Origin of the sequence: Chryseobacterium sediminis (genome assembly GCF_008386505.1) — a bacterium.
Taxonomy (GTDB): Bacteria; Bacteroidota; Bacteroidia; order Flavobacteriales; family Weeksellaceae; genus Chryseobacterium; species Chryseobacterium sediminis.
On sequence record NZ_VUNZ01000002.1, the window covers coordinates 585,495 to 611,704 of the forward strand.

Sequence of the window (26,210 nt, forward strand, 5' to 3'; positions counted from 1 at the left end):
TTTTATTGAGGTCTTGGCGGTGCCTTAGATCCTGGTTTCGTTTCTGTTGATTTCTTATTTTGCTGGGCTGGATTTACCTGTTGTGGAGCAGGATCCATCTTAAGGGTTTGTGTACTGATATTTTCCTGCTTTTGTATTTTTCCATTGTTCATTTGCGGAGCGCCGGTATTTTGAGCATTAGGCTGTACAGGAGCGCCTCCTGGTTGTTGTGGAACAGCATTTCCTTTATTGTCAGTTGCCTGGAAGCTGAGATCGCTTTTCAGATAAACCAGCATTTCTTTGGCTCTTACCCCTTCAGGAGTTTTAGAATAATTCAGGGCAATCTGTTCAAGCTGCAGAATCATTACTTCCTTTCCACTGGATTTCCCTGCATTGAATGCATTGAGAAGGTACAATTTTGGAACAAGCGCATCCTTAGGGAATTTTTGAAGAGTCTGATCTATCACTTCTTTACTCTCTGCAAATTTTTCAGATTCAAATAAAGCATATGCTTTTTTATATTCATTTTCAACCTCTTCCGTTGACTTTACAAACGATTTGTTTTTAGGATTTCTGGCAAATTCAGCATAAGAAGTGTAAGGATAATCCGTCAATAGAATTTGTTTTGCTTTTTCGGATGCCTGTGGATTCTTCTCATAATTCATGGCAAAAATTTCATATAATGCCTGTAGCATTACTTTTTCTTCCGGTTTTACATCTACAAGATCATACAGCGTTTTTGTCGCTAGGGGAGTGTTGGTAAAATAGTTCTGATACATGATTCCCAAGCCTAATGAAGCAGTATCTCTGTCCTTTTTCAACTGGGATAATTTACCCTGATCTGTTGGGATCTGTTCAATATAGTAAGAAGGTTCAAAACGTCTTGGATTAGGTGCTGAAGTAACTCCCAATGCCTCATTCTTCATATCTTCAATGGAAGCCATTTTCTTGGAAAAACGCCAGTTATCGGCAAGGGCACGATCTCCCCAGACTTGTTTAAATGTAGATGTTCCTTTGCTTACAGTTCCGGTATTTCCGAAATAAAATCCTTTGGTAGTCACTCCGAAATCTTCAAAAGCATTAGAGCTATTGGCAAAAATAGAATTAGCGCTGTAGTCTCCGGTATCAAATCCTTTGCTTCTTTCTGCGCGTTTTCTTTCCTGCTCTTCTTTTTCCTCTTTAATCTTTAGTTTTGCTATATATTTTGTGAAATAGTCTGTTTTCTGGCCTTCATCCATTTTTGCCAGAGAAAGAATACTGTCATTCTTTTTGATTAGATAATAGTTTTTGGAAATCTTTTTAATGTATTCAGACTGATCTTTTAATAAAACCTTTGATGGTTCATAAGTCATCACAGCAAGCGCAGAATCGTAATAGCTTCCGGCTCCTATATAATCATTTTTCTCCAGATAGCTTTTTCCTATTTCGTAATAAGCCAATCCACGAATCTGAGGGTCAGAAACCTTTTCAAACAGTGACTTTCTGAAGAATTGCTGAGCTTCATCTTTTTTGCCTGCTTTGTTGGCCATTAAACCTAAAGCATAATAAAATTCATTTTTTCTGGAACCATATGTCCCTTTTTTACTGATTCCTTCCAGATAATTTTTGGCTCCTGCATAATCACCTTTACCATTAAAAGTTTTAGCAATGGCAATCTGAGATTTTACTTCAAATTCAAAATCATTGGCATATTTATATGCTGCGGTATAGCTTTCTCTTGCTTTATCATTCTGGTTCAGATTTTCCAAAACCTGGCCTCTCAGATAAGCAATTCTACTCTTGAGTTTTCTGTTGCCGTTCAGTTCAAAAGCTTCATCAAGCTCTTTAGCAGCCTCTTCCTTTTTACCTGCATCAAGCAGAGATTCAGAGTAATAGATGCTCAGCAGTTTTGCGTAGCTTTTATTAATGTCTTCTCCTTTCAGTTTAGCAAAAGTTTCGTGGGCTCTGTGATAATCTTTGATTTGATTATAGGCAAGACCCTGATAAATTCTTGCCAAGGCAATCCTTTTATCATCTTTCATGTGGGTGAACACATAATTAAGAGCATCCAGCGCTTCAAGGGATTTTCCTCTATAAATTCTCGCTTGGGCAAGAATCATATAAGCATCAAAAATCTGTTTGTTTTTTTCTTCACCGTTTCTGGTGACAGAATATTTGTTAATCGCTTTTAAAGCTTTTGCCTCTGCAATTTCGAGGGTAGTAGCTCCTTTACCTTGTTCTCCATCAGGTCTTTCAGGCGCATTTCCCTGAGGTCCTCCCGGTATATTGGGAACTCCGGAATTGCCTCTTCCTGAAGGTCTGTTGGCCACTTCAGCCATTTTCATAGAGTTTTCGGCAAAAGCTTCTGACTGGCCAAGATCACTTCCCAAAGGCTGTTCTTCGTAGGTAAGAATGGGAATGTAAGGGGCATAAAAATTGTCTTTATGTCCTTTATCTCTGGTGGTAAACTCACTGTTTAACGCATCTTTCGCATTAAAAAGAGTGTTGTAATATGTGGAAAATCCTTTCAATAGTTTTGATCGCTGCTCCGGCTTTTTTGTTTTGGTAGCACAGGAAGCAACAAGGCATATCACTAAAAGGAACAATATATTCTTTTTCATTATTCAATATAACTCGCTAATCTGCTTTTTATTATCAGCAGTTTGATGATTTTGTAAAAATAATAAAATTTTATAATGAATAATATTTATATTTCTTGCGGAAACATTTTATTTCTTCTTTAATCGATATTGGGAACCTTTATCATTTTTAAATCAGAGAGGTTTCTTTTAATATTTTGTAGACAAGATGGGTAGGAAGTCCCATAATCGTATAAAAACTTCCTGTAAGGCTTGTAATCTTAGCCATTCCCAGCCATTCCTGAATACCATAACTGCCCGCTTTATCGAAAGGCTTATAGTTTTGAATGTAATAGTTGATCTCTTCATCAGAAAGTTCATCAAGAGTAACATCAGCAACATCCGTTTCTGTAATCGATCTATCAGCAGTTTTGATGGTGATTCCCGTATAAACCTGATGGGTCTTTCCGGAAAGGCTCTGAAGCATTTTATAAGCATCTGCTTCATCTTTAGGCTTTCCAAGAATCTGATTATCAATAGCTACAACAGTATCAGCGGTAAGAAGGACTTCATCTGCCTCCAGACGTCTGAAAGCATCAGCTTTTAAATCAGACAGATAAGCAGCAGCGTTTTCTATTTTTATAGGTTCCGGAAGGATTTCTTCACAGTCTATTTTTACGACTTCAAATTCAAAACCAAGGCTTGAAAGAAGTTCTTTTCTTCTTGGTGATTGAGAGGCTAAAAGTAATTTCATGTTGGTAGTTATACAGATTGAGTATTATCATCATGCCAGTTTCCCTGAACTTTCATCACCTGTTCAATCACATCGCGTACTGCACCGGTTCCTCCTTTTTTAGGGGAAATATAATCGGAGATTCCTTTTACTTCAGGAACCGCATTTTCAGGGCATGCTGCAATCGCTGAACTTTCCATGATATGAATATCCGGAAGATCATCACCCATTGTCAGGATTTCTTCATTTTTAAGATTGTGTTTTTTCTTAAAATCTTCAAAATCATCAATTTTGTTGTGAGATTTCGGATAGTAATCCTGGATACCCAGATAATTGATTCTGTGTTTTACCATTTCATCATTTCCCCCGGTAATCACTCCAATCAGATAATTATTTTTTAATGCTTTCACTACCGCATATCCGTCCAGAACATTCATTACCCTGCACATATTTCCTCCGGGAAGCAGATAAACGCTTCCGTCTGTGAAAACTCCGTCAACATCAAATACAAATGCCTTAATATCTTTTAATTTCTCTTTATAACTCATACATTTTCTGAATAGAATGATTCATTGTTTTATAAATTTCAAGACTTTCGTCTTTTAATAACTGTTCATGCAGCTGTAAAATTCTTACATCATTTCTCACCGCCGGTCCGGTCTGTGCTTGCTTAGGTTCAATTTCATAAATTTTCTGAACCGTTTCATCAATCAGTGGTAAGAAATAATCAAACGGAATTTCCTGAGAATCCGAAATTTCTTTAGCCCTTGAAAAAAGATGATTCACAAAATTACAGGCGAAAACAGCTGTTAAATGAATATATTTTCTTTTTTCATGGCTGCTTTCCATTACCTTCTCTGAAATCCGTGAAGCAAGCTCAAGCAATGTTTTCAGGTCTTCTTCATTTTCTGCTTCTACAAAAAACGGAATTTTTTCATACTCCAGTTCTTTTGATTTTGAAAAAGTCTGTAAAGGGTAGAAGCTGGCTTTCCGGTACTCACCAGACAAAGCTTCTTTTGGAAGCGATCCTGAGGTATGGGCAACCAAACAGTTCTTTTGGGTAATGATCTTTGAAACTTCTTCTACAGAATGATCACTTACACAGATGATATAAAGATCTGCCTCCTCCAGATGACCTGTGGAATAAGGAATGTGTAATTCTTCTGAAATCTTACTTAATTCTTTTTCGTTCCTGCCAAAAATCTGGGCCAGGGGAATGCTTTTCAAAGTGAAAGCTTTTGCCATATGATAGGCAACATTTCCGGAACCGATGATTACAATTTGCATATAACAAATATAAGATTTTAAGCTGATTCGGGAAAGGAAGATGGGCCAAGAAATCCTGTGCTTCAATATAGGCACGTTTATTGTGTAAGTGTCTCATATTATTTTAAATATTTAATTGAAAATTGAAGAATTAATTTAACTTTCAGTTATTTTTGTAATCCAAAACAATGTAAGGCATCTTATGAAGATTAAGGACGCGGAAATTATTTCGTTGATGCAGAATCCACGGACCCAGGATAAAGGAGTCCGTGCCTTGATGGATGCCTATCAAAGCAGATTGTACTGGCACATAAGAAGAATTATTGTGGACGGAGATCTTGCACAGGATACTTTGCAGGAAACTTTTATTAAAGCTTATCAAAATTTTCATCAGTTCAAAAATGATAGCCAGTTGTATACCTGGTTGTACAGAATTGCAACTAACGAAGCATTACAGCAGGTGAATAAAATGAAAAAGATGCAGAAAACTGATGAAGATCCGGAGTATCACATGCAGAATCTTGTAGCTGACAATACAGAAGGAGATGCCGAAGAAATACAGATTTTGCTGCAGAGCGCTATACAAAGTCTGCCCGAAAAGCAGAAACTGGTATTTATGATGCGGTATTATGATGATTTACCCTACGAAGAGATATCAAAAATTGTAGATATGTCAGTAGGAACTTTGAAAACGAATTATCATTATGCCAAACAAAAAATAGAAGATTATATTAAAGAAAATTACGAAAGATAATTTTTTGATCCCTACAAAGATGAAAGAGTTCGACATAGAAAAATTAGAGCGTAAAAACATTTACACAGTTCCTGATAATTTGTTTGAAAATATTCAGGAGAACGTTTTGAATGATATAAAGACAAGTAAAAAAGCACCTGTCTTTAAGCTGAACTGGATGTATGCTGCAGCGGCATCACTGGCTTTGATTTTTGGAGCAACTTATGTTTTCAATTCGGATAATGATTCTACTCAAAAAGGATTGAATTCTGAAACAGCATATGCTGCCAATACCAAAGAATCAAAAACAGAAGGTGAGCTTGCTTATGAAACTTTAAAATCTGATTTAACTTCTGTTGAAAATAATAATCAAACAGTTGAAAATCAAAAGAGTAATAATGCTTATGCTTCTAAAAGTGTAAACGAAACTGAAAAAACAATCGAGACACCAAAACCGGTGAAAACCGTGAATAAAAAAGTAGAAACACAAATGAATGAATATCTGGACTCGTTTTCTAACTCTGAAATTGCAGAGCTAGCAAGTAATTCGACTCAGGACGTTTATTTGGATATTTATAATTAAAAGAAAATGAAAAAGATATTATTGACGTTTTTGATTATTTATGGCTTTGGATTAAATGCCCAAAGAACTGATTACGACTGGAAAAAGATGGACCCTAAGCAAAGGAAAGAAGTCATCAATAATCTTTCTCCGGAAGAGAGAAAAGAACTCCTGAAGAAATTCAGGAACAATATGATTATGGATAATCTGAATGTCGATCCGGGTGATAAAGCCGAATTTACACAATTGTATAACGAATATCTGGACAGCCAGAAGCAAATAAAAAGCCAGTTTAATTCTAGCTTTGATCCTGAGACTCTAACGGATGAAGAAGCAAAAGCTAAATTGCAGCAAAGCTTTGAAGTAGGACAAAAACTGTTGGATAACAGGAAAAAATATGCAGAAAAAATGCAGCAGGTTATTCCCTGCCAAAAAGTTCTGAAGCTGTTTCAATCTGAGAAAATGATGAAGGATAAAATGGATGAAAGAAAACCTCACGGAAACAATAATGCTTCAGGACCTAGACAAAACCCATAATAGTTTATTTTTTTAATGTTGGACGGCTCTTACAGATTTTTCTGTGAGAGCCGTTTGATTTACTCTAAATTCCTATTTTTACCATAAAGTTTACTTATGAAAAAAACACTTTTCTTTTTATTATTTTCGATAATATTATTTGGACAGAAAATAGAAACGATTGATCTTTCAAAATCTATTAAAGACAGTAAAAACTCTATTAAAAGCCTTACGGTGATAGATCAGAGAGCCAATCAGGAAGTTGGAATGGTCATGTATCATAAAGACGAAGTGAAGATTATTTTTGAAAATAATGCCAGCAAAGACATACAAGATTGGTTTTATAAGTATAATCCGGTAAGAGGGAATAATGACATGTTTTTTTTACTGGAAAAGTTGAATATTTCAGAAGACAAAAAAGAAAAATACTCTATCGGAAAGCTTGAATTAAGAGCGAGTACATTTATTAAGAAAGAAGATGGATATCATTTTATTGACCGAAAAGATACAATAGCAACAGTTTCATCACGTACAACACCCTATTTAGGACAAAGTTTAGCAAGAAAAGCAACTTTAATTTTTACTGATCTGTTTAAAGAATCTTATAAAGGAGAACCATGGGAATTTAGTATTTCAGAAAATGATCTTCCTAACTATGCCTCTCTATTAAAAGAAAAACTTAGTATCCTGAACGCAAACGAATTGAAAGAAGGAGTTTACAAAGACTATTACAGCTTTTTTACACATAATCCTGAACCCGGATTTACTTTGCAGGCTAATGATAAAGGAGTTGTTACAAAAGCAGTAAAAGGAGAGGAGAAAACAGGAATAAGACATTTTTATGCTTTTGTGCATAATGGGATAGCATACAAAAATATTCCTGTTGGTTATACTGAGATCTTCAAAGATGAGAATGGTGTTTTTATTGAAGTGACTAAAGCAGAATTATTTCCTGAAACGGTAACAACCGGGGTGACAATCGGTGCTGCTGCAGGTGGTCTGATTGGTGGCGTTATTGGTGCAGTGGTAGATGTCAGTTTATCAGGCAAAAGAAAGAATACGGTAGGACCTAAAGTTTATCTTGATCCTTTTACAGGAAATTATGTGTTACCGGAAGACTTTGGTAAAACAAAATAATATTGAAAAAAGGGAAAATTTTAGCTTCTCTTCTTATTGTTATCTGTGTTTCAGTTAAAAGAAAGAATTAAGAATGAAAAATTCTCTTGCATTTTCTTATCTTTGCAAATTACAAGATTCTTAAATGAAAAACATACGAAATTTTTGCATAATCGCTCATATCGACCACGGTAAAAGTACCCTGGCAGACCGTCTATTGGAGTACACGAATACGGTTACCCAAAGAGAATTACAGTCTCAGACGCTTGATGATATGGATTTGGAGAAAGAACGTGGGATTACAATTAAATCGCACGCCATCCAGATGGATTATGAGTATAAAGGAGAAAAATATATTTTAAACCTTATTGATACACCGGGACACGTTGACTTTTCTTATGAAGTATCCCGTTCTATTGCTGCCTGTGAAGGGGCTCTTCTTATCGTAGATGCTGCACAGAGTATTCAGGCACAAACCATCAGTAACCTGTATCTCGCATTGGAAAATGATTTAACAATCATTCCGATTCTAAATAAAATTGACCTTCCGTCTGCAAATCCTGAAGAAGTAACAGATGAGATCATGAACCTTATTGGATGTGAATATGAAGATGTATTGAGAGTTTCAGGTAAAACAGGAGAAGGTGTTCATCATCTTTTGGAGCAGATCGTAGAAAGAATTCCTGCTCCGGTAGGAAATCCTGACGGACCACTTCAAGCCCTGATTTTTGACTCGGTATACAACCCGTTCAGAGGTATTGAAGCCTATTTCAAAGTCGTGAACGGAAGTATTTCTAAAAATGAAAAGATTAAGTTCTTCGCAACCGGCAAAGAGTATGGAGCTGATGAAGTAGGAACATTGAAACTGAAGCAGGTTCCAAAGAAAACAATTCAGTGTGGAGACGTAGGATATCTGGTTTCAGGAATTAAAGATGCCCGTGAAGTAAAAGTAGGTGATACCATCACTTCTTTTGAAAAACCGGCTGATGGCCCAATCGACGGATTTGAGGAAGTAAAACCAATGGTATTTGCTGGTATTTATCCAATTGATTCTGAGGATTTTGAAGAGCTTAGATTCTCCCTTGAAAAATTAAGACTGAATGATGCTTCTTTGGTTTTTGAACCGGAAAGTTCTGCAGCTCTTGGTTTTGGTTTCCGTTGCGGATTCTTAGGAATGCTTCACATGGAAATTGTTCAGGAACGTCTTGATAGAGAGTTTAATATGAACGTAATTACAACAGTACCGAACGTTTCATATTTTGGATATACTAAAAAAGAACCAGAAGTTCCGATTCTGATCAATAACCCGTCTGAAATGATGGATCCTTCAACGATGGATAGAGTAGAAGAACCTTTCATCAAGGCTTCAATCATTACAAAATCTGATTTCGTAGGAGCAGTAATGACTTTATGTATCGAAAAGAGAGGAGAAATTGTTAACCAAAGTTATTTAACATCAGAAAGAGTTGAATTGATTTTCAACATGCCTCTTGCGGAAGTTGTATTTGACTTCTATGACAGGTTAAAATCAATCTCTAAGGGCTATGCTTCATTCGATTATCATCCGATCGGATTCAGAGCTTCCAAGCTTGTAAAAATGGATATCCTGATCAATGGTGATATGGTAGATGCATTGTCTTCATTGATTCACGATTCTAATGCATATTATATTGGTAAAAGAATGTGTGAAAAGCTTCGTGAGCTGATCCCGAGACAACAGTTTGATATCGCTGTTCAGGCTGCATTAGGAACGAAAGTAATCGCCAGAGAAACCATTAAAGCCCTGAGAAAAGACGTTACTGCAAAATGTTATGGTGGAGATATTTCCAGAAAGCGTAAACTATTGGAAAAGCAGAAAGAAGGTAAGAAGAAAATGAAACAGATTGGTAGAGTAGAAGTACCGCAATCAGCGTTCATGGCTGTATTAAAACTGAATGATTAATTCATTATAAAATAAAAACCGCTTCATCGAAGCGGTTTTTTATTGACTTATTTTTTACGGGTATATTTTATTTCCATTGTTTTGTACTCTTTTCCAGTTTTGGAATCAGGGCCGTACATTTCCAGTTTTTGAGTATTATCATCTACAAATGTGAAAACTTCTCTGAAATCACAATCCTTTCCAGGTCTTGAAGGATCAGTCATTTTTCCTTTAAATTCTACCGATTTTGTGGATGCATTCCAATCTCCTTCTGAATGCGTTATTCCGGTTCCCATGTTGTCAATCCATGTGCTGACAAACTTCTTCTTTGAATTATCATATCCTACAATGCTCATTCCTTCAAAAGGCATTCCCATAAAGTCGCCTTTGTGATTCGTAATCTGATAACGTCCGCCGTACATCATTTTGTTCGTAGCCTCAGATTTACTCACCATGGGTTTTGCTCCATTTTCCATCCACATTGTGGTTTCTCCTGTCCATGTTCCATCAGATTTTGCCAGCATCTTTTGCATTTCTCCGGGAGTTGAGTATGCCATCCAGTTTTTCATTGACGTTGCTGAGTCTACAGGTTTCCATTCTGAGTTTGCCGCAGTAGAATCTGTTTTGTCAGAGTTATTGACGGCTGTGGTTTTTCCTTTCTCACATGCTGTTAATAAAAAAGCAATAGAAAGAATTGTTAATACATTTTTCATAATAATTTAGTTTTAAGATGGTTATAATAATAACTTAAAGATAGGAACTTTTATTATAACCGAAATTATTTTTTAATTTGAGGATAAATTGTAATTTTGTGTATTCGTAACGCAAATTAATTTATGGAGTCTCCAAAAAAATTACAGGATATAAAAGTGGCTGTAGATGCCGTTATTTTCGGATATTTTGATAAAAAAGATCTTCAGATCCTTCTGATTAAAAGAAATATTGAACCTTTTAAAGGAGGGTGGGCACTCCCGGGAGGACTTGTTCTAGATGAAGAAAGTGTAGATGATGCAGTAAAAAGAGAACTCTATGAAGAAGCTGGTATAAAGCCTGATTTTTTGGAACAACTTTATACATTTGGTAATCTGGGTCGGGATCCGAGAAACAGAGTGGTTTCTGTGGCTTATCTGGGCCTAGTGAATCCATCTTATCATGAACTGTTTGCAGACTCTGATGCTGAAGATGCACAATGGTTCAGCATCAATAAACTTCCTTCCGTAGCATTTGACCATAAAACAATCATTGAGGCAGCGTTAAAAAGACTTCGTACAAAAATTCAGTACCAACCGATTGGCTTCAATCTCCTCAATGAAGAATTTCCTTTTTCGGATCTTGAAAATCTTTATAAAACAATTGTGGGACAGGAAATCGACAGAAGAAATTTCCGCAAGAAAATTATGAGCTACGGACTGCTGAACGAAACCAATAATGTTAAAAAAGAAGGCAGTGGCAGACCCGGAAAACTTTTTACTTTCAATAAAGAAAAATATAAAGAGCTTGAAGAGCAGGGTTTCTATTTTGAAATTAAATAGTTATATCTAAATACCAATCTCACAAATGATTCATTAATGCTCACAAATAAATAAGAGCGGAAAAAAGCAAATCACTCAAAATAGATTCAATAAAAAACACCTGTCTCTAAGTCATGTGATTTGTCTTTTGTCATTCTGATGAAGGAAGAATATCCATTTTATTATCCTCTATAGATTCTTGACTACATTATGTTTTGTTCAGAATGACATTGTGTTATAACTTTTTTATGTTCAAATTCTATTAGCTTTAGCTTAAACATCTTAAAGATTAGTGTCCTTTGTGATAAAAATTTGTGTTATTCGTGTTTTGTGAAATGAATTTTTGTAATTGAAAATCAATCAATTATGTTTATTAGCGTAAAATTAACACAAATAAATTTGGTGCAAAGACTGAAATTCTTTTAAATTTGCGTATAAATAACACAATCATGAAATACACTATACAAAATATTACAGAACGGTTTCAGAAGAAAGAAAAGATAAAGTTTCTCTTTTTCTGGGGACACACGGCAAAGGATATGACAACCAAGTCATGTTTCAGCCAATGGTTTCCTGGAAGATTTGAAGAAAAAGAGGTTATTTATAAAACGGCAGAACACTATATGATGGCTGGGAAAGCAAGATTATTTAATGATCCTGAAACGGAAGAGGAAATTTTAAAGGCAGCTACTCCTAACCAGGCAAAAGCTTTAGGCCGAAAAGTAAAAAACTTTGATCCGAAAATCTGGGATGAACATAAATATCAAATTGTAACCCAGGGAAATCTATTGAAATTCTCTCAAAATCAGAAATTTAAAGATTTTCTTTTGTCAACCGGAGATAAAGTTCTTGTAGAAGCAAGTCCTTATGACAGAATATGGGGTATCGGAATGCTGGAAACTGATAGCAGAGCAGAAAATCCTTTGCTTTGGAACGGAGAAAACCTTTTAGGGTTTGCTTTAATGGAAGTCAGGGATCAATTAAGAAACTAAAACACTACACCAACACAAAATAGGAACTATGGAAAAAATAGAATTACACCCACAGATATTTCTGATTGAAGATTTTCTGACCGAAACAGAATGTGATCATTATATCAGTCTTTCACAGGAAAAAGTTTTTGAAGAGGCAAAGATCAATGTATTTGGACGTCAGCAGATGAATAAAGGAATCAGGAATAATGACCGACTGATGATCTTTGATGAAACAATGGCTGAAGATTTGTTTAAAAAAGCATCCGAATTTTTACCTCAGGAACAAGATGGATATCAGCTTCTTAACTTTAATGAAATGTTCAGAGTTTATAAATATTCACCTGGACAGCAATTTAAAATGCACAGAGACGGAAGTTATATCAGAAATGAAAGAGAGAAAAGTTTTTACACCTTTATGATCTATCTGAATGATGATTTTGAAGGAGGAGAAACAGAATTTGAAAACCTGTTTACTGTAGCTCCGAAAAAAGGAACAGCATTGATTTTTTATCACCCTCTGAGACATGAAGGAAAGACATTGACTAGTGGGCAAAAGTTTGTTTTAAGAACTGATATTATGTATTCTAGGGAATAATCATTCTTAAAAAAGAGAAGCATTGCTATGTCTTGCTTAATTAGTGTAATATTAACACAAATAAAACATTGATCATGGAAGATGAATTAAAACTAAGATTTATCGAATCATTGCAAAGAAATAATGATCAGATCAGAGAAGACCGCGCCAAGATCGTCGGAGCATATTCCGAATTGATTTACAGACACAGAGTGGAAGATAACCTGTTGAATTATGCCTTGAAACTGGATGCAGCATATGTATTTCCAACTAAAAAGAATCTTGTTATTACCAGTTTGGATCAGCTTGATGAGAAATTTAAAGTAGAAAATCTTGATGTGGAATTTGATGCGGTTTATGGATCTTACTCTCCATATTCAAAAGAATTTAAGCAGATTTTTAAATTTCTAAAGAGGTAAGAAACAGAAGGATAAAAGCATTAATTTTATAGTTAATGACAGAATAGAAGAATGATTTAATGATTGAAAAATAATGACCATGAAAACAATAACATTATACAGACCAGTAGGAGAAAAAGAAATGATATTAATTATAGAAAGCGGATTTAAAAAATTTCCTCCAAGATTGGAATGGCAACCTATTTTTTATCCTGTTCTTAATGAAGAATATGCTTCTGAAATTGCTGAAAAATGGAATACAAGAGACGAAGCCGGAAATTATCTTGGTTTTGTAACTCAGTTTGATGTATCAGAAAAAGTAGCAAATCAATATCCTGCACAGAATGTTGGAGCCAGGAATCACAATGAATTATGGGTTCCTTCCGAAGAACTGAACAGCTTTAATAAGGCAATTGTAGGTGATATCAAGGTAACTAAAGTATTTATAGGATATGATTTTAAGAAAGCCGAAAATACTGGATTGGAAGACCTGATGTTAAACATTAAAAAACTAACTATGACAAATAAAGGAATGGCAAAAGATACCTTAGATATCCTTGCCAAAAAATATTATATTAACGAACACAACGAAAAAATAAATATTGAAAACGAGCTGGAAATCAGTAAAAAAGAAACCGTTCTTTTCACTCCGGAACAACTTTCTGAAATGAAAGAATCCCCAATGCTAGACACAGGTTTTGAAACTCAATTTGAAACATGGAAATGCAGTTCTTTAAAAGCAATTTTACAATTAGCCAAAGAAGAAAATCAGGAAAAACTGATGTGTCTGAATTTTGCATCAGCAAAAAATCCCGGAGGTGGATTTATCAATGGAGCGGAAGCACAGGAAGAAAGTCTGGCAAGAACTTCCGGATTGTATGAAAGTCTGCTTCAGGCATGGGATTATTACACAGTTCACCGAGCGATGGAGTCCTGTTTTTACACAGATACTATGATTTATAGCCCAAAAGTTCCGGTTTTTAGGAAGGATAAAGGAGAATTATTGCCTAAACCCGTTCTGTGTAATTTCATCACTTCTCCGGCGGTTAATGCAGGGGTCGTAAAACATCAGGAACCGGAAAGAGAAAGTGAAATTCTCCCTGCCATGGATGTCAGAATGGATAAAATGCTTTCGCTGGCTTTACACGAAGGAAATGAAGTTTTAATTTTAGGCGCATGGGGTTGTGGAGTGTTCAGAAACGAGCCTAAAAAAATTGCAGGATTGTTTAAAAAACATCTTCAGGGAAAATATAAGAATAAATTTAAAAGAGTGGTTTTTGCAGTGCTTTCCAAGAAAGAAGAAATGTTGAAGCCATTTGAAGAAATCCAATAATGAAAATTGAAGTAATAAAAGGAGATATCACAAAAATCCACGCTGATGTAATTGTCAATGCAGCCAATTCTTCCTTACTTGGTGGAAGCGGGGTAGACGGAGCCATTCACAGGGCAGGAGGTCCGGAAATATTAGAAGAATGTAGAGCAATCAGAAACAGACAAGGTAAATGTAATACCGGAGAAGCTGTTGTAACGACTGCGGGAAATCTTTCTGCAAAGTATGTTATTCATACGGTTGGTCCGGTTTGGAATGGTCATGCAGAAAAAGAATCAAAACTTCTGGCAGACTGTTATCATAATTCGTTGAAATTAGCAGAAAGCCTTGGGGTAAAGACGATTGCTTTTCCCAATATCAGTACAGGAGTATACAGATTTCCAAAAGAACTGGCAGGGAAAATAGCTGTGGATGAGGTCAGAAAATTTAAGTCAGATATCATTGAGAAAGTTATTTTTGTTTGCTTTGATGATGAAAATGAAATGATTTACAAAAAACTATTAGATTAAACCAATGAAAAAACTAACCATATTAAGCGGCGCAGGAATTAGTGCCGAAAGCGGAATAAAAACCTTCAGAGACGGAGACGGTCTTTGGGAAAATCATAATGTAACGGATGTGGCAAGTCCGGAAGGATGGAGAAAAGACAGAGCTTTGGTGCTGGAATTTTACAACCAGAGAAGACGTCAGCTGCATGAAGTAGAACCCAACGAAGCACATCACTTATTGGCCGAACTGGAGAAACATTTCGATGTTCAGATCATTACCCAGAATATTGATGATCTTCACGAAAGAGCAGGATCTACCAATATTCTTCATATTCACGGAGAATTGTTCAAATCATGCTCATGCAACAATAAAAACCTGATTTATGACCAAAAAGAAGATATTAATATCGGTGACAAAGCTGAAGATGGAGCGCAATTAAGACCTTTTATCGTTTGGTTCGGAGAAGATGTTCCCTTGTATCAAACGGCAAGAGAAATCGTAAAAGAATCAGATATTTTACTGGTAATTGGGACTTCTTTGCAGGTATATCCGGCAGCAGGACTGATTCATGATATCAAAGATGATTGTCTTTTAATCGTTATCAATCCTAATGAAACGGGATTTGGATACGGACAGAGAGCAGTCGTAATGAAAGAAACTGCAACTCAGGGAATGAAACTTTTGTTTGATAAACTGGTCAATCTTGCCTGATGGAAAACAAAGTAAAAGCAGGAATCATGGGCGTCTGCATAGGAGATGCTCTTGGTGTTCCTGTAGAGTTTAAAAAGAGAGAAGACTTAAAACGTTTTCCGGTAACAAAAATGCTGGAATATATGTCCTGGAATCAGCCCAAAGGAACCTGGAGTGATGACAGCTCTCTTACGCTTTGTCTTGCTGATGAACTTACCAAGGGATATGATCTGGAAAAGATTGGGCAAAGCTTTGTAAAATGGAACAAATATGGGCATTGGACTGCTCATGGAAGGCTTTTCGATATCGGAGGAACCACAAGACATGCCTTGGCAAGATTAATAAAAGGGGAAAGTGCGAGGTTTTCAGGAAATATTTTTGAAGAAGACAACGGGAATGGTTCTTTGATGAGGATTCTTCCCCTTGCTTTTTATCTTGAAAATGAAAATGATATTCAGAAGCTTTATCTTACAGTAAAAGAAGTTTCAGCAATAACTCATGGTCATTTCCGTTCTGTTTTTGCATGTTTCATCTATGTGCTTTTTGCGATTGAATTATTAAAAGGTAAGGACAAAACAGAAGCATATACCTATACACAAATATCGGCGTTGAAATATGCTGATGAACAAGGTTTTAACCCAAAAGAAATTGAGCTTTTTAATAGGATTTTAAAAAATAATATTTCCGGATATCCCGAAGATGAAATCAAAAGTGGTGGATATGTCCTTCACAGCCTTGAGGCGTCTTTATGGTGCTTTTTAAACACAGACAGCTACTCAGAAGCAGTTTTGAAAGCCGTCAACCTCGGAGAAGACACAGATACTACAGGAGCCATTACCGGAGGAATTGCAGGAATCTATTATGGATACGGAAATATTCCTGAAGAATGGATCGCAGAGCTGGTGAGAAAGGATGATATTGAGGCATTATGTGAGAAATTACACCAAAAATTAATGAATTAAAACACAAACCATGAACGAAATAGAAAAGAAAAAAATAAGTAAATTTTTAAGCCTGATTCTACGTCATCAGCCAGAAAGCATTGGACTTTCGCTGGATGAGAATGGTTGGGCAGATATAGAAGAGTTGAGAGGAAAATCAGTCAAAAAAAGAATATATTTCACTCCCGAAGAACTGGATGAGGTAGTAGAAACCAATAACAAAAAGCGCTTTGCCTTTAACGAAGATAAAACCATGATCCGGGCAAGTCAGGGACATTCTATTGATATAGATCTGGCTTTGGAAACAAAACAGCCTCCGGAATTTCTTTATCACGGAACTGCAGAAGCCAATATTACCTCTATTTTAGAAAAAGGAATAGAAAAAAGAACCCGCCAGCATGTACACTTAAGTGCTGATAAAGAGACCGCTACAAAGGTTGGAATGAGACACGGCAAACCTGTGATTCTTACCATCAGAACCGGAACAATGCATCAGGATGGATTATCTTTCTATCAATCGGCAAACGGGGTTTGGCTCACCGATTTTGTAGATGCGAAATACATTTCTAAGTAAAATGAAAAGAACATTAGTAATAGGAGATATTCACGGAGGATTTAAAGCTTTACAACAAGTTCTTGAACGGGCTGAAGTCACATCAGAGGATCAATTAATCTTCCTCGGAGATTATGTGGATGGGTGGAGTGAATCTTCACAAATTATACAGTTTTTACTGGATCTTTCAGAAAAGCAGGAATGTATATTCATCAAAGGAAATCATGATGCCTGGTGTGAAGATTGGCTGGCTTTAGGACAAAGTCCTGACGTATGGCTTTTCAATGGTGGAAAAAGTACCGTAGAAAGCTATGTAAATTATCGTCAAGAAAATCTGGATATTCACCTGGAATTCTTTCAAAGGATGAAAAACTATCATATTGATGTTCAGAACCGACTGTTTATTCATGCAGGATATGCTTCCATGCATGGCCCGGAAAAAGAAGTTTATTCCAGCAATTATCGTTGGGACAGAACTCTCTGGGAAACTGCTGTAGCAATGGATAAAAAATTGGAAAAGAATTCAGAGTTGTATCCTAAGAGATTGCTTCTGTATAAAGAAATATTCATCGGGCATACTCCCACACTTGATATTGGGATTACAATACCTGCCAACAAAGCTAATGTCTGGAATATGGATACCGGTGCAGCTTATACCGGAGCTTTGTCAATCATGGATATTGATTCCAAAGAATTCTGGCAAAGTGACCCGCTTCCCTCTTTATACCCGAATGAAAAAGGGAGAAATTGATGAAGTATATACAAAGTTAGATGATTGATAAGCAAAATAAACCTCATAGTTTTAAAAAAACAGTGAGGTTTCTCTTTTAAAAACAATTTTGCTTTTCACGGTTTCCATTATTTTCTCTTTCATAAAAGATGAGTAATTTTAAAGTCTGAAAATATGACTTCAATGAAACTGAAATATCTTTTATTCACCCTGAGTTCTACCTTATTTTTTTCTCAAAAATCATTTCAGACTCCCTTTGAAAAAGGAAATGGCAACCAAACCGTTACCTATGATGAAATGAATGGCTACTATCAGGATCTGGCTAAAAATTTCAATACCATTCAGTATCTTAAAAAAGGTGAAGATGATAACGGAAAACCAATTTATGTTGTCGTTTACAATCCTTTTCCGGAAAAGGACCTTGAAAAATTAAGAAAAGATAAGGCCATTCTCTTCGTCAACAATGGGATTCACCCGGGAGAGCCGGATGGAATAGATGCTACTATGATGCTGATGAGAGATCTTGCAACCAAAAAGATCAAAACTCCACAGAATTTTATCATTGCTGCTATTTCTGCCTATAATATCAGTGGAATGCTGAATAGAGGTTCCTATTCCAGAGCCAATCAGAATGGTCCGGAGCAATACGGTTTCAGAGGAAATGCAAGAAATTATGACCTGAACAGAGACTTTATTAAAGCAGATTCCAAAAACGCAAGAAGTTTTCAGGAAATCTACCAATGGTTAAAACCGGATGTTTTTATTGATAACCATGTCAGTAACGGAGCGGATTATCAATATACTTTTACCTATATTTCTACTTTTAAAGAACGCCTTGGAAATACTTTGGGAACTTATTTCTATGACGATTATCAGGCTAAAAATCTTGAGGATATGAAAAAACTGGGCTATGAAAGTACCCCTTACGTGAATATCCACGGAGATGTTCCCGAAGTAGGATTTGCTTCATTTGAAGATTCCCCGAGGTACTCTACAGGATATACTTCATTATTCAATTCTTTAGGAACTGTTCCTGAAACCCATATGCTGAAACCTTATGACAAAAGAGTAGATGCTACATACAAATATATGTTGGTCAATCTGCAGAATTTGGATAAAGATTATCATACTATAAAGAAGCTCCGCATTGAAAATTTAAAACAATATCAGGCCGGAAAACAATACGGTATCCGTTGGAAAATAGATTCTACGAAATTTTCTACCATGGATTTTAAAGGCTACGAAGGAAAATACAAACCCAGTGAAGTTTCAGGAAAGCCAAGATTGTATTATGACAGAAACAAGCCTTTTACAAAAAATATAAAGCTCTTTACTACTGCTGTTCCAACAGGATATATTACCATTCCGAAATATTATGTGATTCCACAATCGCAATACCGTGTTATTGAAGAACTGAGAAGGAATAATATTGAGATGGGACCAATTAAGAAAGACAGTACTTTTGCCATTGAGTCCTATAAAATTAAAGATTTTAAAACGGTTAAAAACCCATATGAAGGGCATTATCTGCATTTTGAAACTACTGTAGATTCTTCCCGTAAGAATATGACGTTTTCGGCCGGAGATTATGTGGTTTCTACCAATCAGTCTGGTGTAAAATATATCATAGAAACCCTTGAGCCTGAAGCATTAGACTCTTTTTTTAACTGGAATTTCTTCGATGGGATTTTAGCCCAGAAAGAATACTATTCCGCCTATATTTTTGAAGATACTGCTGCTGAACTGCTGAAAAAAGATAAAAAGCTGAAAGAAGCCTTTGAAAAAGCAAAATTATCTGACAAAAAACTTTCCGAAAGTGGAGAAGCACAATTGGATTGGATTTACAGACATTCCCCTTACTTTGAAGAAAAGACTTTCAGACAATATCCTGTTTATAGGGTGTTGTAGATATTTTTCATAAAAATTTGGATTGTTTTTGTTTTTTTTATGGTGATTTGTTAATCAATTTGTTTATTTTTTATTAAATTAGTATGAAAAACAAACACTATGAAACAAATTTATCAATTCGTAACATTGCTGTGCTTTATACCAATAGGTTTGCAGGCACAATATTCTCAAAGTTTTGATTCGGCAACAATGCCTGCCGATTGGACGGTAATTAATGGAGGAGATCCGGGAACCTGGGAAACATGGGATTCCTATGATTCTTCATTCAATGCTCCTCATTCAGGAACGCATTTCTTGGGATTGGAATACGGAAGTACTGCTCATGATGATTATGTCATTAGTCCAGCTATAGTGGTGACTGCAGGAGTATCAGATAAGCTTACTTTCTGGGCGAGAAACAGAGGGGCCGGGCTTGCTGAGACGGTGGATATAAAAATATCAACAACAACTCCCACCGTCGCAGGACTTACCAATACGCTCGCGGCTGCAGTAAAACCACCTACTTCATGGAATCAGTATACTTATAATCTGACCCCTTATGTAGGGCAAACCATCTATATTGCCTTCCATTCCACGACCGATGATATCTGGTTTATTGGGATAGATGATTTCCAGATTTCAGCAAACAATCTATCGGTTTCTGATGTAAAAGCGGAGAATAACCGGGCATCCATGTATCCAAATCCGGTAAAAGACAACTTATACATCAAAAATAAAACGAAGATATCTGAAATCAATATCTATGATTTTAATGGAAAGCTGGTGAAAAAAGAAATGATGAACTCAGAAAGCGGAACAGTAAATGTAAGCGAATTGGCTGCAGGAAATTATATAGTAAAGGTCAAAGATAAAGAGACTGAAAAAGGCTATAAAATTATTAAGAAATAGTATTCCAATAACATAATTAAAAAAGACGTTTCAATTGAAACGTCTTTTTGTCTTTTTATTTATCTTGGTAAACCTCTTTTTAAAGCAATTTCTGCCCGTTCAATGGCAAGCTTTTCCTTCCAGTCCATGTATTTATTTTTAAACTGAGCTTTCATAACATCGTCAAATTTACGCTGTACAGTAAGATTCCATAACGAATGTGCCTTTACTGCCCATGATTTGTCCCATGCTCTTAAAGAAATAGAGAAACTTCCGTCCAGATATTTCATCCAGTGCCACCATCCTGTAGGCATGAATAAAGTATCACCATGTTCCAGATAACATTCAATCCCTTCTACACCATCCAGTGCCGGGAACTTTGTGAAGTCTGGATTTTCGATATCATAATCCTCTAATGCATAGGTTGCATATGGGATCTGATAAAGTCTTTCTCTCCATTTATAATCGAAAAGAAGAATATGTTTTCTTCCATTGAAGTGAGTATGGAAAATATGCGCCATATCAATATCAAAATGAAGAAACGTTTCAGATCCTTTTCCACCGAAAAACATATTAGGATATTTATCAAGAAACCCTCCCATGAGTTCTTTGGGCGAAATATAGTCTTCCAAAAGATTGGGGGCATATTTTATAGGGTCAAAAAGGAATATTCTGAGATCGGTAGGTTCTCGCTGAATGAGATCTATATAATCTCCAAATTTCATTTTTGCAGCAGAAGAATTGATGGGAGCAGAAGGATCTGCCTTTGAGCTGTCATATAAAGGAACCTCTACATCTCCTACAACCTCCTTCATGTATTCCATCGTCCATTTTTGGTAAGCAGGCCACTTTTTTGCCATATTTTTGATGACAACGGGCCTTCTTGGCTTCAGATATTTTTCGTAGAATTCCTCCTTGGAAATGTCATCTACAATATCTATAGGCTTTAAAATAATTCCCATTTTAGTAAATTTATATGACAAAATTATTAAATAAATGTTAACGATCCTCCTCTTTAATTTTTTTTTAATCTATGATTCAAATCAGATTTTACTATTTGGAATAGTTAAAAATATTATTTTTTTAAGTATTTGATTAAATCTCCGTTTTTGTTGTAAAAATAGAACCAAAATGACTTTATATTACGTAAAAGATCTAAAATGCACCAAAGTTTGAAGGACGGTTTTAGCATTGATTAATATGAAATATTTATTTAATATCTTGATTTTTTTAGCAAATCGTAAAATTGGCGATTTTAAAAAAGAGATTATTCGGTAAATAAAAATAAATTTTGATCTATTTCATCTATAATGTTTCTGTTAAAACACGGAAAAATTATGAGTTAATTTGTTAATTATAGTTAATAATTTGAAAGAAATTATAATTAGTTTTTTAAGACTTGTAAAAAACAAAATTATAACTATGTTTGTAGTGATAAAGAATTTAACTTTTAATAATAAAAGCCATCTTTATAAAAGTGTAACAAAAAACTACAATGATTAACTAATTGATCAAATAATAGGTATGAAAAAAAATATTTCTTTATTTCTGATGCTTTTCTTTACTGTGCTTACTTTTGCGCAGAAGACAGTGTCAGGAAAGATTACCGATGATGACGGCGTAGCAATACCAAGTGCCAGTGTTACCGTAGAGGAACCAGGTAAAGATGCTATTTTGGCTTATGGAATTACCAATTCTAAAGGGGAGTACAAAGTAACCTTCACTTCCGGTGAATCCAATGTAGATCTAAAGGTAAAAGCATTCAATCAGAAACCCCTCACAAAGCAAATCAGTAACAGTGACCAGACTTTGAATTTCAAAATGCAGTCTGAAGCTACAGAAATTAAAGAAGTTCAGCTGAAAACAAAAATGATTACAGCCAGAGGCGATACCATTTCTTATGATCTTAAAGCTTTCAATAACAAAAACGATAGAACGCTAGCTGATGTTATGAAAAAAATTCCGGGAATTGAAGTAAACAATGACGGAACAATTCTATATCAGGGAAATGCCATTAATAAATTCTATGTCAACGGGAAAGATCTGATGGAAGGAGGCTATGGAACAATTAACAATTCCCTTCCAAAAGATGCAGTGCAGAAAGTAGAAGTATTAGAAAATCACCAGCCGGTAAAAATTCTGCAGGATAAAGTCCCTTCAGACCAGGCAGCCATTAATATCAAGCTTAAAAACTCCGTAACCATGACAGGTAGAGGAGAGGTAGGAACCGGTTTCGGAGATCCGTGGCTTTGGAACGTAAAACTGACCCCAATGTTCTTTGGACAAAAAAGCCAGTGGGTAGTCAATTATAAAACCAATAACATGGGTGAGCAGGTGGAAAATGAAGGGAATATTCTGGCATTTGGAAATAGATTTGAAGGAAAAAGAATCAATGCTTCACAAAATGACTGGCTGAACGTGGAAAATGCAGATACCCCTAATCTTCCTGTGAAAAGATACCTGATGAATAATGTTCATTATTTATCAGCGAACTATCTTACCAATATTGATAAGAAGAAAGAATGGGAGCTTAAAGCCAATGCAAACTATACCAATAATGCTGTAGAAAGAGAATCCTATAGTCAAAAGGATTATTTTGGAGGGTCTTCAAATAGTATAAAAATTCTGAATAATTTTTATACAGATAAAGCAAAAGGAGAATTGATATTTACAAAGAATGCAAAAAAAGGATTCTTTAAAAACACTACAAGTTTCTCCCAATATTGGAATGCAGACAGAGGAATTGTTGACAGAACAGATCTGAAAAGTGGAATACAGAGAAATGCGAATGAAGGAGTTGAATCTCCAACAACATCATTCCAGAACTCACTAAGTACAATTATTCCTTGGAAAGAAAAAATGGTAAATCTTTTATCTTATGTAAGCTACCAAACAGACAGGCAGACTCTGGAGGTTTCTCCGTCATCTTATCTGGATATTCCTGGATTTGAACCGGTAGCTAATACAGAATTTGCTACACAGAGTTTAAGACTTAAAACTTTTGAAGCTAATCATTCTGCCAATATTGGTTTTTCTGCTAAAGGATGGACGTTTACTCCTGAAGTTGGATTTAATTTTAAAAGTACAGGGATGATGTCAGACTTGTCAAATGTTAAAGCAATTCCATCTACCAATCCTAATACTCCTGATCCTAAACCAGAGGCATATAGTAATGATTTAACATATACCACAGCCACGCCATACGGAAGCCTAGGAGTAAATTATAAAAATGAATCATGGATGATATATGCCAATTTTCCAGTGAATTCAAATAATATTAAAGCTGAAGATCCATTAAGGCTAGTTTCAAAATCGGTAAATAAAGTAACATTTGAGCCTAATATTTTTGCACAATATTCATTTGCCTCATTCTGGAAAGCGTCAGTAAATGCTAATATTAATAATAATTTTGGTGAAATAAACACAGCATATTCAGGGTTCTTAATGACGTCTCCTGAGGGAATTAGAGCAATGGATGTTAACAATCCAATTCCTCAGAATAACAATAAATCTGCTGGAACAAGAATAGAATATAGAAATCCATTGAACAATCTGTTTTTCAATGTTAATTACAGATATTCTGATGCAAAGAGAAACTTAATTTCAAATCCTGAAATCAATGGAGCTGGATATACCATAATGAAATATAAAGAACAGGACAATCATGTGTTAAATAATGGATATAGCGTAGAAGTTGGAAAATATTTTCCAAAGTTTAAAACTAATGCATCCCTTAGCTATAGTAACAATACGACAGAATCTGATGCATTTTTGAATGATAAATCCTATACAAATAAAAATAATGGGCAGTCATTTGGTCTTAAATTCAATAATACCTATTTCAGTTGGATGAGCGTTGATTATAATGCAAGTCTTACCAGAACAAAACAAACAAGTGTAGGGGAACTAAATTCTAATGCTACCAGAACAGGGTTTACCCATAATTTAGGAGTTTTCTTCTATCCTATGGAAAGTCATACTGTTGGATTCAATTGGGATCAGGTAAATACAAATGCAGCAGGTCAAAAATATCATAATGGATTTTACGATGTATCATATCAGTTTACCTGGACTAAAAAGAAAATTGATTTTGAATTGAAATGGATGAATATTGCGAACAAAAAAGTTTTTGAAACGTATGATATTAATACTACGAATATTACATATACAAGATATCAGCTCCGCCCAAGCCAGGTTATGTTAACAGTAAAATTCAACTTTAAATAATAAGAAAAACCAATCCGAGAGGATTGGTTTTTTATTGAGATATTATAATGTATTAAAAGCTTTGCTGGTCTGCCGAAGGCCCATAGCTTCCCGGCAAAGGAATGTTGTTCAGTCTGTAATATACACCCAGTTGAGCCCTGTGATGCGTGATCTGGTTTAATGCATGTCGGATTGCTCCGTATTTGCTCCAGCTTGCCAGTTCATGGCCGTCATTTTTAATCGTCCAGCTGGGATTCAGATCTTCTTCTGTACTGTTTTCTAATGCATTCTTACCGGCCTGATAATCTTCTTCCAGCTTTTTCATAAGGTCTTCTCTTGTAGAAAGAACGGTAGGTTTGTAGTCTCCTTTTCCAAAATCCAACTCAGAAGTATTTAAAATCGTGTTTGGCCATTCAAAAACTTCTACAAGATGGGTGGCAAGAGGCATCATTTTCATACTTTTTTCATGGGGAGCGAAATCATTTTTTCCTTCGGGAAACAATTCAATAAACTTTTTTGTCGTTTGGAATTCTCCCTCCAGTTCGGATTTTAATTGAGATAAGGTATCCATAATATTTTGTTTTTTAGAAACTTAAAGGTAAGTGTTTTAAAAATGAAACTGTTTTAAGAGAATCATAATTTTTTAATTAGCAAAGATTTGAAACGGATGACTATTTTTTACCGAAAAATAAAATTTGAAAAAAACTGTAACAAAATCACAACGATCAGTACTAATTATATAAAACTTGCTACAATGAAAAAGTTATTCTCCATATTTCTTTTTGCTCTTTTTGCTTTTGCAGGAGCGCAGGAATCAAAGGAAACCGCAAACCGGTTCTTTTATGAACTGACTTTTAAACCGAAGAAAGATTCGGCCAGAATGGATAAAATAATAACCATTCTTGATATTACACCTAAGAAATCAATCTATCAGGATTATACAATGCCGGCTCAGGATTCTATCATTAAAATACAGATAGAAGAAATGGAGAAAACTAAATCTTTTAAGGACATGACCAAGCTGATTAAATGGCCGAAATTTTCCTATAAAATCATCAAAAACTATCCGGATATGAAAGTGCAGTATGTAGATAGAATCAGCAGAAATCTGTTCTCATACGAAGATGATCCGAAATTACAATGGAATATTTTACCTGAAAAACAAAAAGTGGGAGAATATAACGCTCAGAAGGCTACCACAGAATTTGGAGGAAGAAAATGGACTGCGTGGTTCAGCTCAGATATTCCTTTTCAGGACGGGCCATATAAATTTAAAGGACTTCCTGGTCTTATTGTAAAAATTGAAGATGCCGATAAAAATTACTCATGGCAGCTAAGCGGAAATAAAAAAATAGAAAACTACGACGAGTTGTCTTATGCTGATAAGATCAATGCTAAGATGGGAATGATGAGTAATACGGTAACGCCTACCAGTAAAGAGAAATTTCTTAAATCTTATGAAGGTTACAAAGCAGATCCTTTCGCTGAATCCCGTCCATACATGACTGCAGAGAATATGAGCAGACCAATGCCTGGAACAGACGGAACGGTAGGAGACTTTATGAAGAGACTGGAAAAGCAGGTGAAAGATTTCTTTGGATCCAATGACAATCCAATAGAAAAAGAACAAGCTTCTGACAAGAAGAAAAAATAAG

Annotated in this window: 26 protein-coding genes; 19 read left to right on the forward strand and 7 right to left on the reverse strand. The window is 35.4% G+C overall.

Annotated elements, in window-relative coordinates:
- Nucleotides 1-2 precede the first annotated feature (2 nt).
- From porW to FW780_RS14815, 4 genes are all read right to left on the reverse strand, one after another.
- Entirely contained in the window at nucleotides 3-2,579 is a 2,577-nt protein-coding gene (gene porW, locus FW780_RS14800; RefSeq protein ID WP_149834272.1) for a type IX secretion system periplasmic lipoprotein PorW/SprE, read from the reverse strand.
- A 148-nt stretch (nucleotides 2,580-2,727) separates the two neighbouring features.
- Nucleotides 2,728-3,291, reverse strand: a complete 564-nt coding sequence (locus tag FW780_RS14805) for a Maf family protein (RefSeq protein WP_149834273.1) — start codon at nucleotides 3,289-3,291, stop codon at nucleotides 2,728-2,730.
- A gap of 8 nt (nucleotides 3,292-3,299) precedes the next feature.
- Nucleotides 3,300-3,818 (reverse strand): KdsC family phosphatase, encoded by a 519-nt coding sequence (locus FW780_RS14810; RefSeq protein ID WP_047380044.1) that lies wholly within the window; start codon nucleotides 3,816-3,818, stop codon nucleotides 3,300-3,302.
- The gene (locus FW780_RS14815) at nucleotides 3,808-4,557 is read right to left on the reverse strand and encodes a Rossmann-like and DUF2520 domain-containing protein (protein ID WP_149834274.1); all 750 of its coding nucleotides are present in this window, start codon (nucleotides 4,555-4,557) and stop codon (nucleotides 3,808-3,810) included. The genes FW780_RS14810 and FW780_RS14815 overlap by 11 nt, the downstream gene beginning before the upstream one ends.
- A gap of 181 nt (nucleotides 4,558-4,738) precedes the next feature.
- On the opposite strand from FW780_RS14815, the gene FW780_RS14820 reads away from it, so the two are divergent.
- The 5 genes from FW780_RS14820 (at nucleotide 4,739) to lepA (ending at nucleotide 9,405) form a co-directional block, all read left to right on the forward strand.
- A complete protein-coding gene (locus tag FW780_RS14820) occupies nucleotides 4,739-5,290 on the forward strand; it encodes an RNA polymerase sigma factor (RefSeq protein ID WP_047377935.1) in 552 nt (183 codons plus the stop codon).
- Nucleotides 5,291-5,309: 19 nt separating this feature from the next.
- Nucleotides 5,310-5,852 carry a hypothetical protein gene (locus FW780_RS14825; RefSeq protein ID WP_149834275.1) on the forward strand — a complete coding sequence of 181 codons (543 nt, stop codon included), beginning with the start codon at nucleotides 5,310-5,312 and terminating at the stop codon, nucleotides 5,850-5,852.
- 6 nt (nucleotides 5,853-5,858) lie between these two features.
- Nucleotides 5,859-6,368 carry a hypothetical protein gene (locus FW780_RS14830; protein WP_149834276.1) on the forward strand — a complete coding sequence of 170 codons (510 nt, stop codon included), beginning with the start codon at nucleotides 5,859-5,861 and terminating at the stop codon, nucleotides 6,366-6,368.
- A 96-nt stretch (nucleotides 6,369-6,464) separates the two neighbouring features.
- Complete coding sequence (locus tag FW780_RS14835) at nucleotides 6,465-7,484, forward strand: hypothetical protein (RefSeq protein WP_149834277.1); 1,020 nt, start codon at nucleotides 6,465-6,467, stop codon at nucleotides 7,482-7,484.
- A 124-nt stretch (nucleotides 7,485-7,608) separates the two neighbouring features.
- Nucleotides 7,609-9,405: a translation elongation factor 4 gene (gene lepA, locus FW780_RS14840; RefSeq protein ID WP_047422022.1), complete on the forward strand. Its 1,797-nt coding sequence runs from the start codon at nucleotides 7,609-7,611 to the stop codon at nucleotides 9,403-9,405.
- Nucleotides 9,406-9,452: 47 nt separating this feature from the next.
- Here lepA and FW780_RS14845 read toward each other — a convergent pair whose 3' ends face one another.
- Nucleotides 9,453-10,097, reverse strand: coding sequence for a DUF1579 domain-containing protein (locus tag FW780_RS14845; protein WP_149834278.1), 645 nt, complete (start codon nucleotides 10,095-10,097; stop codon nucleotides 9,453-9,455).
- A 123-nt stretch (nucleotides 10,098-10,220) separates the two neighbouring features.
- Between FW780_RS14845 and FW780_RS14850 the strand changes: the two genes are divergently transcribed.
- The 12 genes from FW780_RS14850 (at nucleotide 10,221) to FW780_RS14910 (ending at nucleotide 20,370) form a co-directional block, all read left to right on the forward strand.
- Nucleotides 10,221-10,916, forward strand: coding sequence for an NUDIX hydrolase (locus tag FW780_RS14850; RefSeq protein WP_149834279.1), 696 nt, complete (start codon nucleotides 10,221-10,223; stop codon nucleotides 10,914-10,916).
- Nucleotides 10,917-11,344: 428 nt separating this feature from the next.
- Complete coding sequence (locus FW780_RS14855; RefSeq protein WP_149834280.1) at nucleotides 11,345-11,887, forward strand: NADAR family protein; 543 nt, start codon at nucleotides 11,345-11,347, stop codon at nucleotides 11,885-11,887.
- A 28-nt stretch (nucleotides 11,888-11,915) separates the two neighbouring features.
- On the forward strand, nucleotides 11,916-12,464 hold the full coding sequence (locus tag FW780_RS14860; protein WP_149834281.1) for a 2OG-Fe(II) oxygenase: 549 nt from the start codon (nucleotides 11,916-11,918) through the stop codon (nucleotides 12,462-12,464).
- 74 nt (nucleotides 12,465-12,538) lie between these two features.
- Nucleotides 12,539-12,862: a hypothetical protein gene (locus FW780_RS22585; protein WP_174774455.1), complete on the forward strand. Its 324-nt coding sequence runs from the start codon at nucleotides 12,539-12,541 to the stop codon at nucleotides 12,860-12,862.
- A 79-nt stretch (nucleotides 12,863-12,941) separates the two neighbouring features.
- On the forward strand, nucleotides 12,942-14,174 hold the full coding sequence (locus FW780_RS14875; RefSeq protein ID WP_241676918.1) for a TIGR02452 family protein: 1,233 nt from the start codon (nucleotides 12,942-12,944) through the stop codon (nucleotides 14,172-14,174).
- A complete protein-coding gene (locus tag FW780_RS14880; protein ID WP_149834282.1) occupies nucleotides 14,174-14,680 on the forward strand; it encodes an O-acetyl-ADP-ribose deacetylase in 507 nt (168 codons plus the stop codon). The genes FW780_RS14875 and FW780_RS14880 overlap by 1 nt, the downstream gene beginning before the upstream one ends.
- Nucleotides 14,681-14,684: 4 nt before the next feature.
- On the forward strand, nucleotides 14,685-15,371 hold the full coding sequence (locus FW780_RS14885; RefSeq protein WP_149834283.1) for an SIR2 family NAD-dependent protein deacylase: 687 nt from the start codon (nucleotides 14,685-14,687) through the stop codon (nucleotides 15,369-15,371).
- A complete protein-coding gene (locus FW780_RS14890; protein WP_149834284.1) occupies nucleotides 15,371-16,312 on the forward strand; it encodes an ADP-ribosylglycohydrolase family protein in 942 nt (313 codons plus the stop codon). The genes FW780_RS14885 and FW780_RS14890 overlap by 1 nt, the downstream gene beginning before the upstream one ends.
- Before the next feature lie 10 nt (nucleotides 16,313-16,322).
- The gene (locus tag FW780_RS14895; RefSeq protein ID WP_149834285.1) at nucleotides 16,323-16,865 is read left to right on the forward strand and encodes an RNA 2'-phosphotransferase; all 543 of its coding nucleotides are present in this window, start codon (nucleotides 16,323-16,325) and stop codon (nucleotides 16,863-16,865) included.
- Nucleotide 16,866: 1 nt separating this feature from the next.
- Complete coding sequence (locus FW780_RS14900) at nucleotides 16,867-17,595, forward strand: metallophosphoesterase (protein ID WP_149834286.1); 729 nt, start codon at nucleotides 16,867-16,869, stop codon at nucleotides 17,593-17,595.
- A gap of 162 nt (nucleotides 17,596-17,757) precedes the next feature.
- Nucleotides 17,758-19,482, forward strand: coding sequence for a M14 family metallopeptidase (locus FW780_RS14905; RefSeq protein ID WP_149834287.1), 1,725 nt, complete (start codon nucleotides 17,758-17,760; stop codon nucleotides 19,480-19,482).
- A 99-nt stretch (nucleotides 19,483-19,581) separates the two neighbouring features.
- Nucleotides 19,582-20,370, forward strand: a complete 789-nt coding sequence (locus tag FW780_RS14910) for a T9SS-dependent choice-of-anchor J family protein (protein WP_149834288.1) — start codon at nucleotides 19,582-19,584, stop codon at nucleotides 20,368-20,370.
- A 59-nt stretch (nucleotides 20,371-20,429) separates the two neighbouring features.
- On the opposite strand, the gene FW780_RS14915 is transcribed toward FW780_RS14910, so the two are convergent.
- Nucleotides 20,430-21,311: a cupin-like domain-containing protein gene (locus FW780_RS14915; RefSeq protein ID WP_149834289.1), complete on the reverse strand. Its 882-nt coding sequence runs from the start codon at nucleotides 21,309-21,311 to the stop codon at nucleotides 20,430-20,432.
- Between the two features lie 562 nt (nucleotides 21,312-21,873).
- Between FW780_RS14915 and FW780_RS14920 the strand changes: the two genes are divergently transcribed.
- Nucleotides 21,874-24,576 (forward strand): Plug and carboxypeptidase regulatory-like domain-containing protein, encoded by a 2,703-nt coding sequence (locus FW780_RS14920; protein ID WP_149834290.1) that lies wholly within the window; start codon nucleotides 21,874-21,876, stop codon nucleotides 24,574-24,576.
- A 52-nt stretch (nucleotides 24,577-24,628) separates the two neighbouring features.
- Here the strand turns inward: FW780_RS14920 and FW780_RS14925 are convergent, their stop codons facing one another.
- Complete coding sequence (locus FW780_RS14925) at nucleotides 24,629-25,126, reverse strand: DinB family protein (RefSeq protein ID WP_149834291.1); 498 nt, start codon at nucleotides 25,124-25,126, stop codon at nucleotides 24,629-24,631.
- A 183-nt stretch (nucleotides 25,127-25,309) separates the two neighbouring features.
- Between FW780_RS14925 and FW780_RS14930 the strand changes: the two genes are divergently transcribed.
- The gene (locus FW780_RS14930; RefSeq protein ID WP_149834292.1) at nucleotides 25,310-26,209 is read left to right on the forward strand and encodes a GLPGLI family protein; all 900 of its coding nucleotides are present in this window, start codon (nucleotides 25,310-25,312) and stop codon (nucleotides 26,207-26,209) included.
- Nucleotide 26,210: the final 1 nt, after the last annotated feature.

Bases quoted from the DNA above. Each gene is read 5' to 3' on its own strand.
- FW780_RS14885 (WP_149834283.1), top strand. From the start codon at position 14,685: ATGAAAAAACTAACCATATTAAGCGGCGCAGGAATTAGTGCCGAAAGC.
- FW780_RS14855 (WP_149834280.1), top strand. From the start codon at position 11,345: ATGAAATACACTATACAAAATATTACAGAACGGTTTCAGAAGAAAGAA.
- FW780_RS14920 (WP_149834290.1), top strand. From the start codon at position 21,874: ATGAAAAAAAATATTTCTTTATTTCTGATGCTTTTCTTTACTGTGCTT.
- FW780_RS14890 (WP_149834284.1), top strand. From the start codon at position 15,371: ATGGAAAACAAAGTAAAAGCAGGAATCATGGGCGTCTGCATAGGAGAT.
- FW780_RS14850 (WP_149834279.1), top strand. From the start codon at position 10,221: ATGGAGTCTCCAAAAAAATTACAGGATATAAAAGTGGCTGTAGATGCC.
- FW780_RS14860 (WP_149834281.1), top strand. From the start codon at position 11,916: ATGGAAAAAATAGAATTACACCCACAGATATTTCTGATTGAAGATTTT.
- FW780_RS14805 (WP_149834273.1), bottom strand. From the start codon at position 3,291: ATGAAATTACTTTTAGCCTCTCAATCACCAAGAAGAAAAGAACTTCTT.
- FW780_RS14875 (WP_241676918.1), top strand. From the start codon at position 12,942: ATGAAAACAATAACATTATACAGACCAGTAGGAGAAAAAGAAATGATA.
- FW780_RS14820 (WP_047377935.1), top strand. From the start codon at position 4,739: ATGAAGATTAAGGACGCGGAAATTATTTCGTTGATGCAGAATCCACGG.
- FW780_RS14880 (WP_149834282.1), top strand. From the start codon at position 14,174: ATGAAAATTGAAGTAATAAAAGGAGATATCACAAAAATCCACGCTGAT.
- FW780_RS14835 (WP_149834277.1), top strand. From the start codon at position 6,465: ATGAAAAAAACACTTTTCTTTTTATTATTTTCGATAATATTATTTGGA.
- FW780_RS14925 (WP_149834291.1), bottom strand. From the start codon at position 25,126: ATGGATACCTTATCTCAATTAAAATCCGAACTGGAGGGAGAATTCCAA.
- FW780_RS14830 (WP_149834276.1), top strand. From the start codon at position 5,859: ATGAAAAAGATATTATTGACGTTTTTGATTATTTATGGCTTTGGATTA.
- FW780_RS14815 (WP_149834274.1), bottom strand. From the start codon at position 4,557: ATGCAAATTGTAATCATCGGTTCCGGAAATGTTGCCTATCATATGGCA.
- FW780_RS14905 (WP_149834287.1), top strand. From the start codon at position 17,758: ATGAAACTGAAATATCTTTTATTCACCCTGAGTTCTACCTTATTTTTT.
- FW780_RS14915 (WP_149834289.1), bottom strand. From the start codon at position 21,311: ATGGGAATTATTTTAAAGCCTATAGATATTGTAGATGACATTTCCAAG.
- FW780_RS22585 (WP_174774455.1), top strand. From the start codon at position 12,539: ATGGAAGATGAATTAAAACTAAGATTTATCGAATCATTGCAAAGAAAT.
- lepA (WP_047422022.1), top strand. From the start codon at position 7,609: ATGAAAAACATACGAAATTTTTGCATAATCGCTCATATCGACCACGGT.
- porW (WP_149834272.1), bottom strand. From the start codon at position 2,579: ATGAAAAAGAATATATTGTTCCTTTTAGTGATATGCCTTGTTGCTTCC.
- FW780_RS14910 (WP_149834288.1), top strand. From the start codon at position 19,582: ATGAAACAAATTTATCAATTCGTAACATTGCTGTGCTTTATACCAATA.
- FW780_RS14900 (WP_149834286.1), top strand. From the start codon at position 16,867: ATGAAAAGAACATTAGTAATAGGAGATATTCACGGAGGATTTAAAGCT.
- FW780_RS14810 (WP_047380044.1), bottom strand. From the start codon at position 3,818: ATGAGTTATAAAGAGAAATTAAAAGATATTAAGGCATTTGTATTTGAT.
- FW780_RS14895 (WP_149834285.1), top strand. From the start codon at position 16,323: ATGAACGAAATAGAAAAGAAAAAAATAAGTAAATTTTTAAGCCTGATT.
- FW780_RS14825 (WP_149834275.1), top strand. From the start codon at position 5,310: ATGAAAGAGTTCGACATAGAAAAATTAGAGCGTAAAAACATTTACACA.
- FW780_RS14930 (WP_149834292.1), top strand. From the start codon at position 25,310: ATGAAAAAGTTATTCTCCATATTTCTTTTTGCTCTTTTTGCTTTTGCA.
- FW780_RS14845 (WP_149834278.1), bottom strand. From the start codon at position 10,097: ATGAAAAATGTATTAACAATTCTTTCTATTGCTTTTTTATTAACAGCA.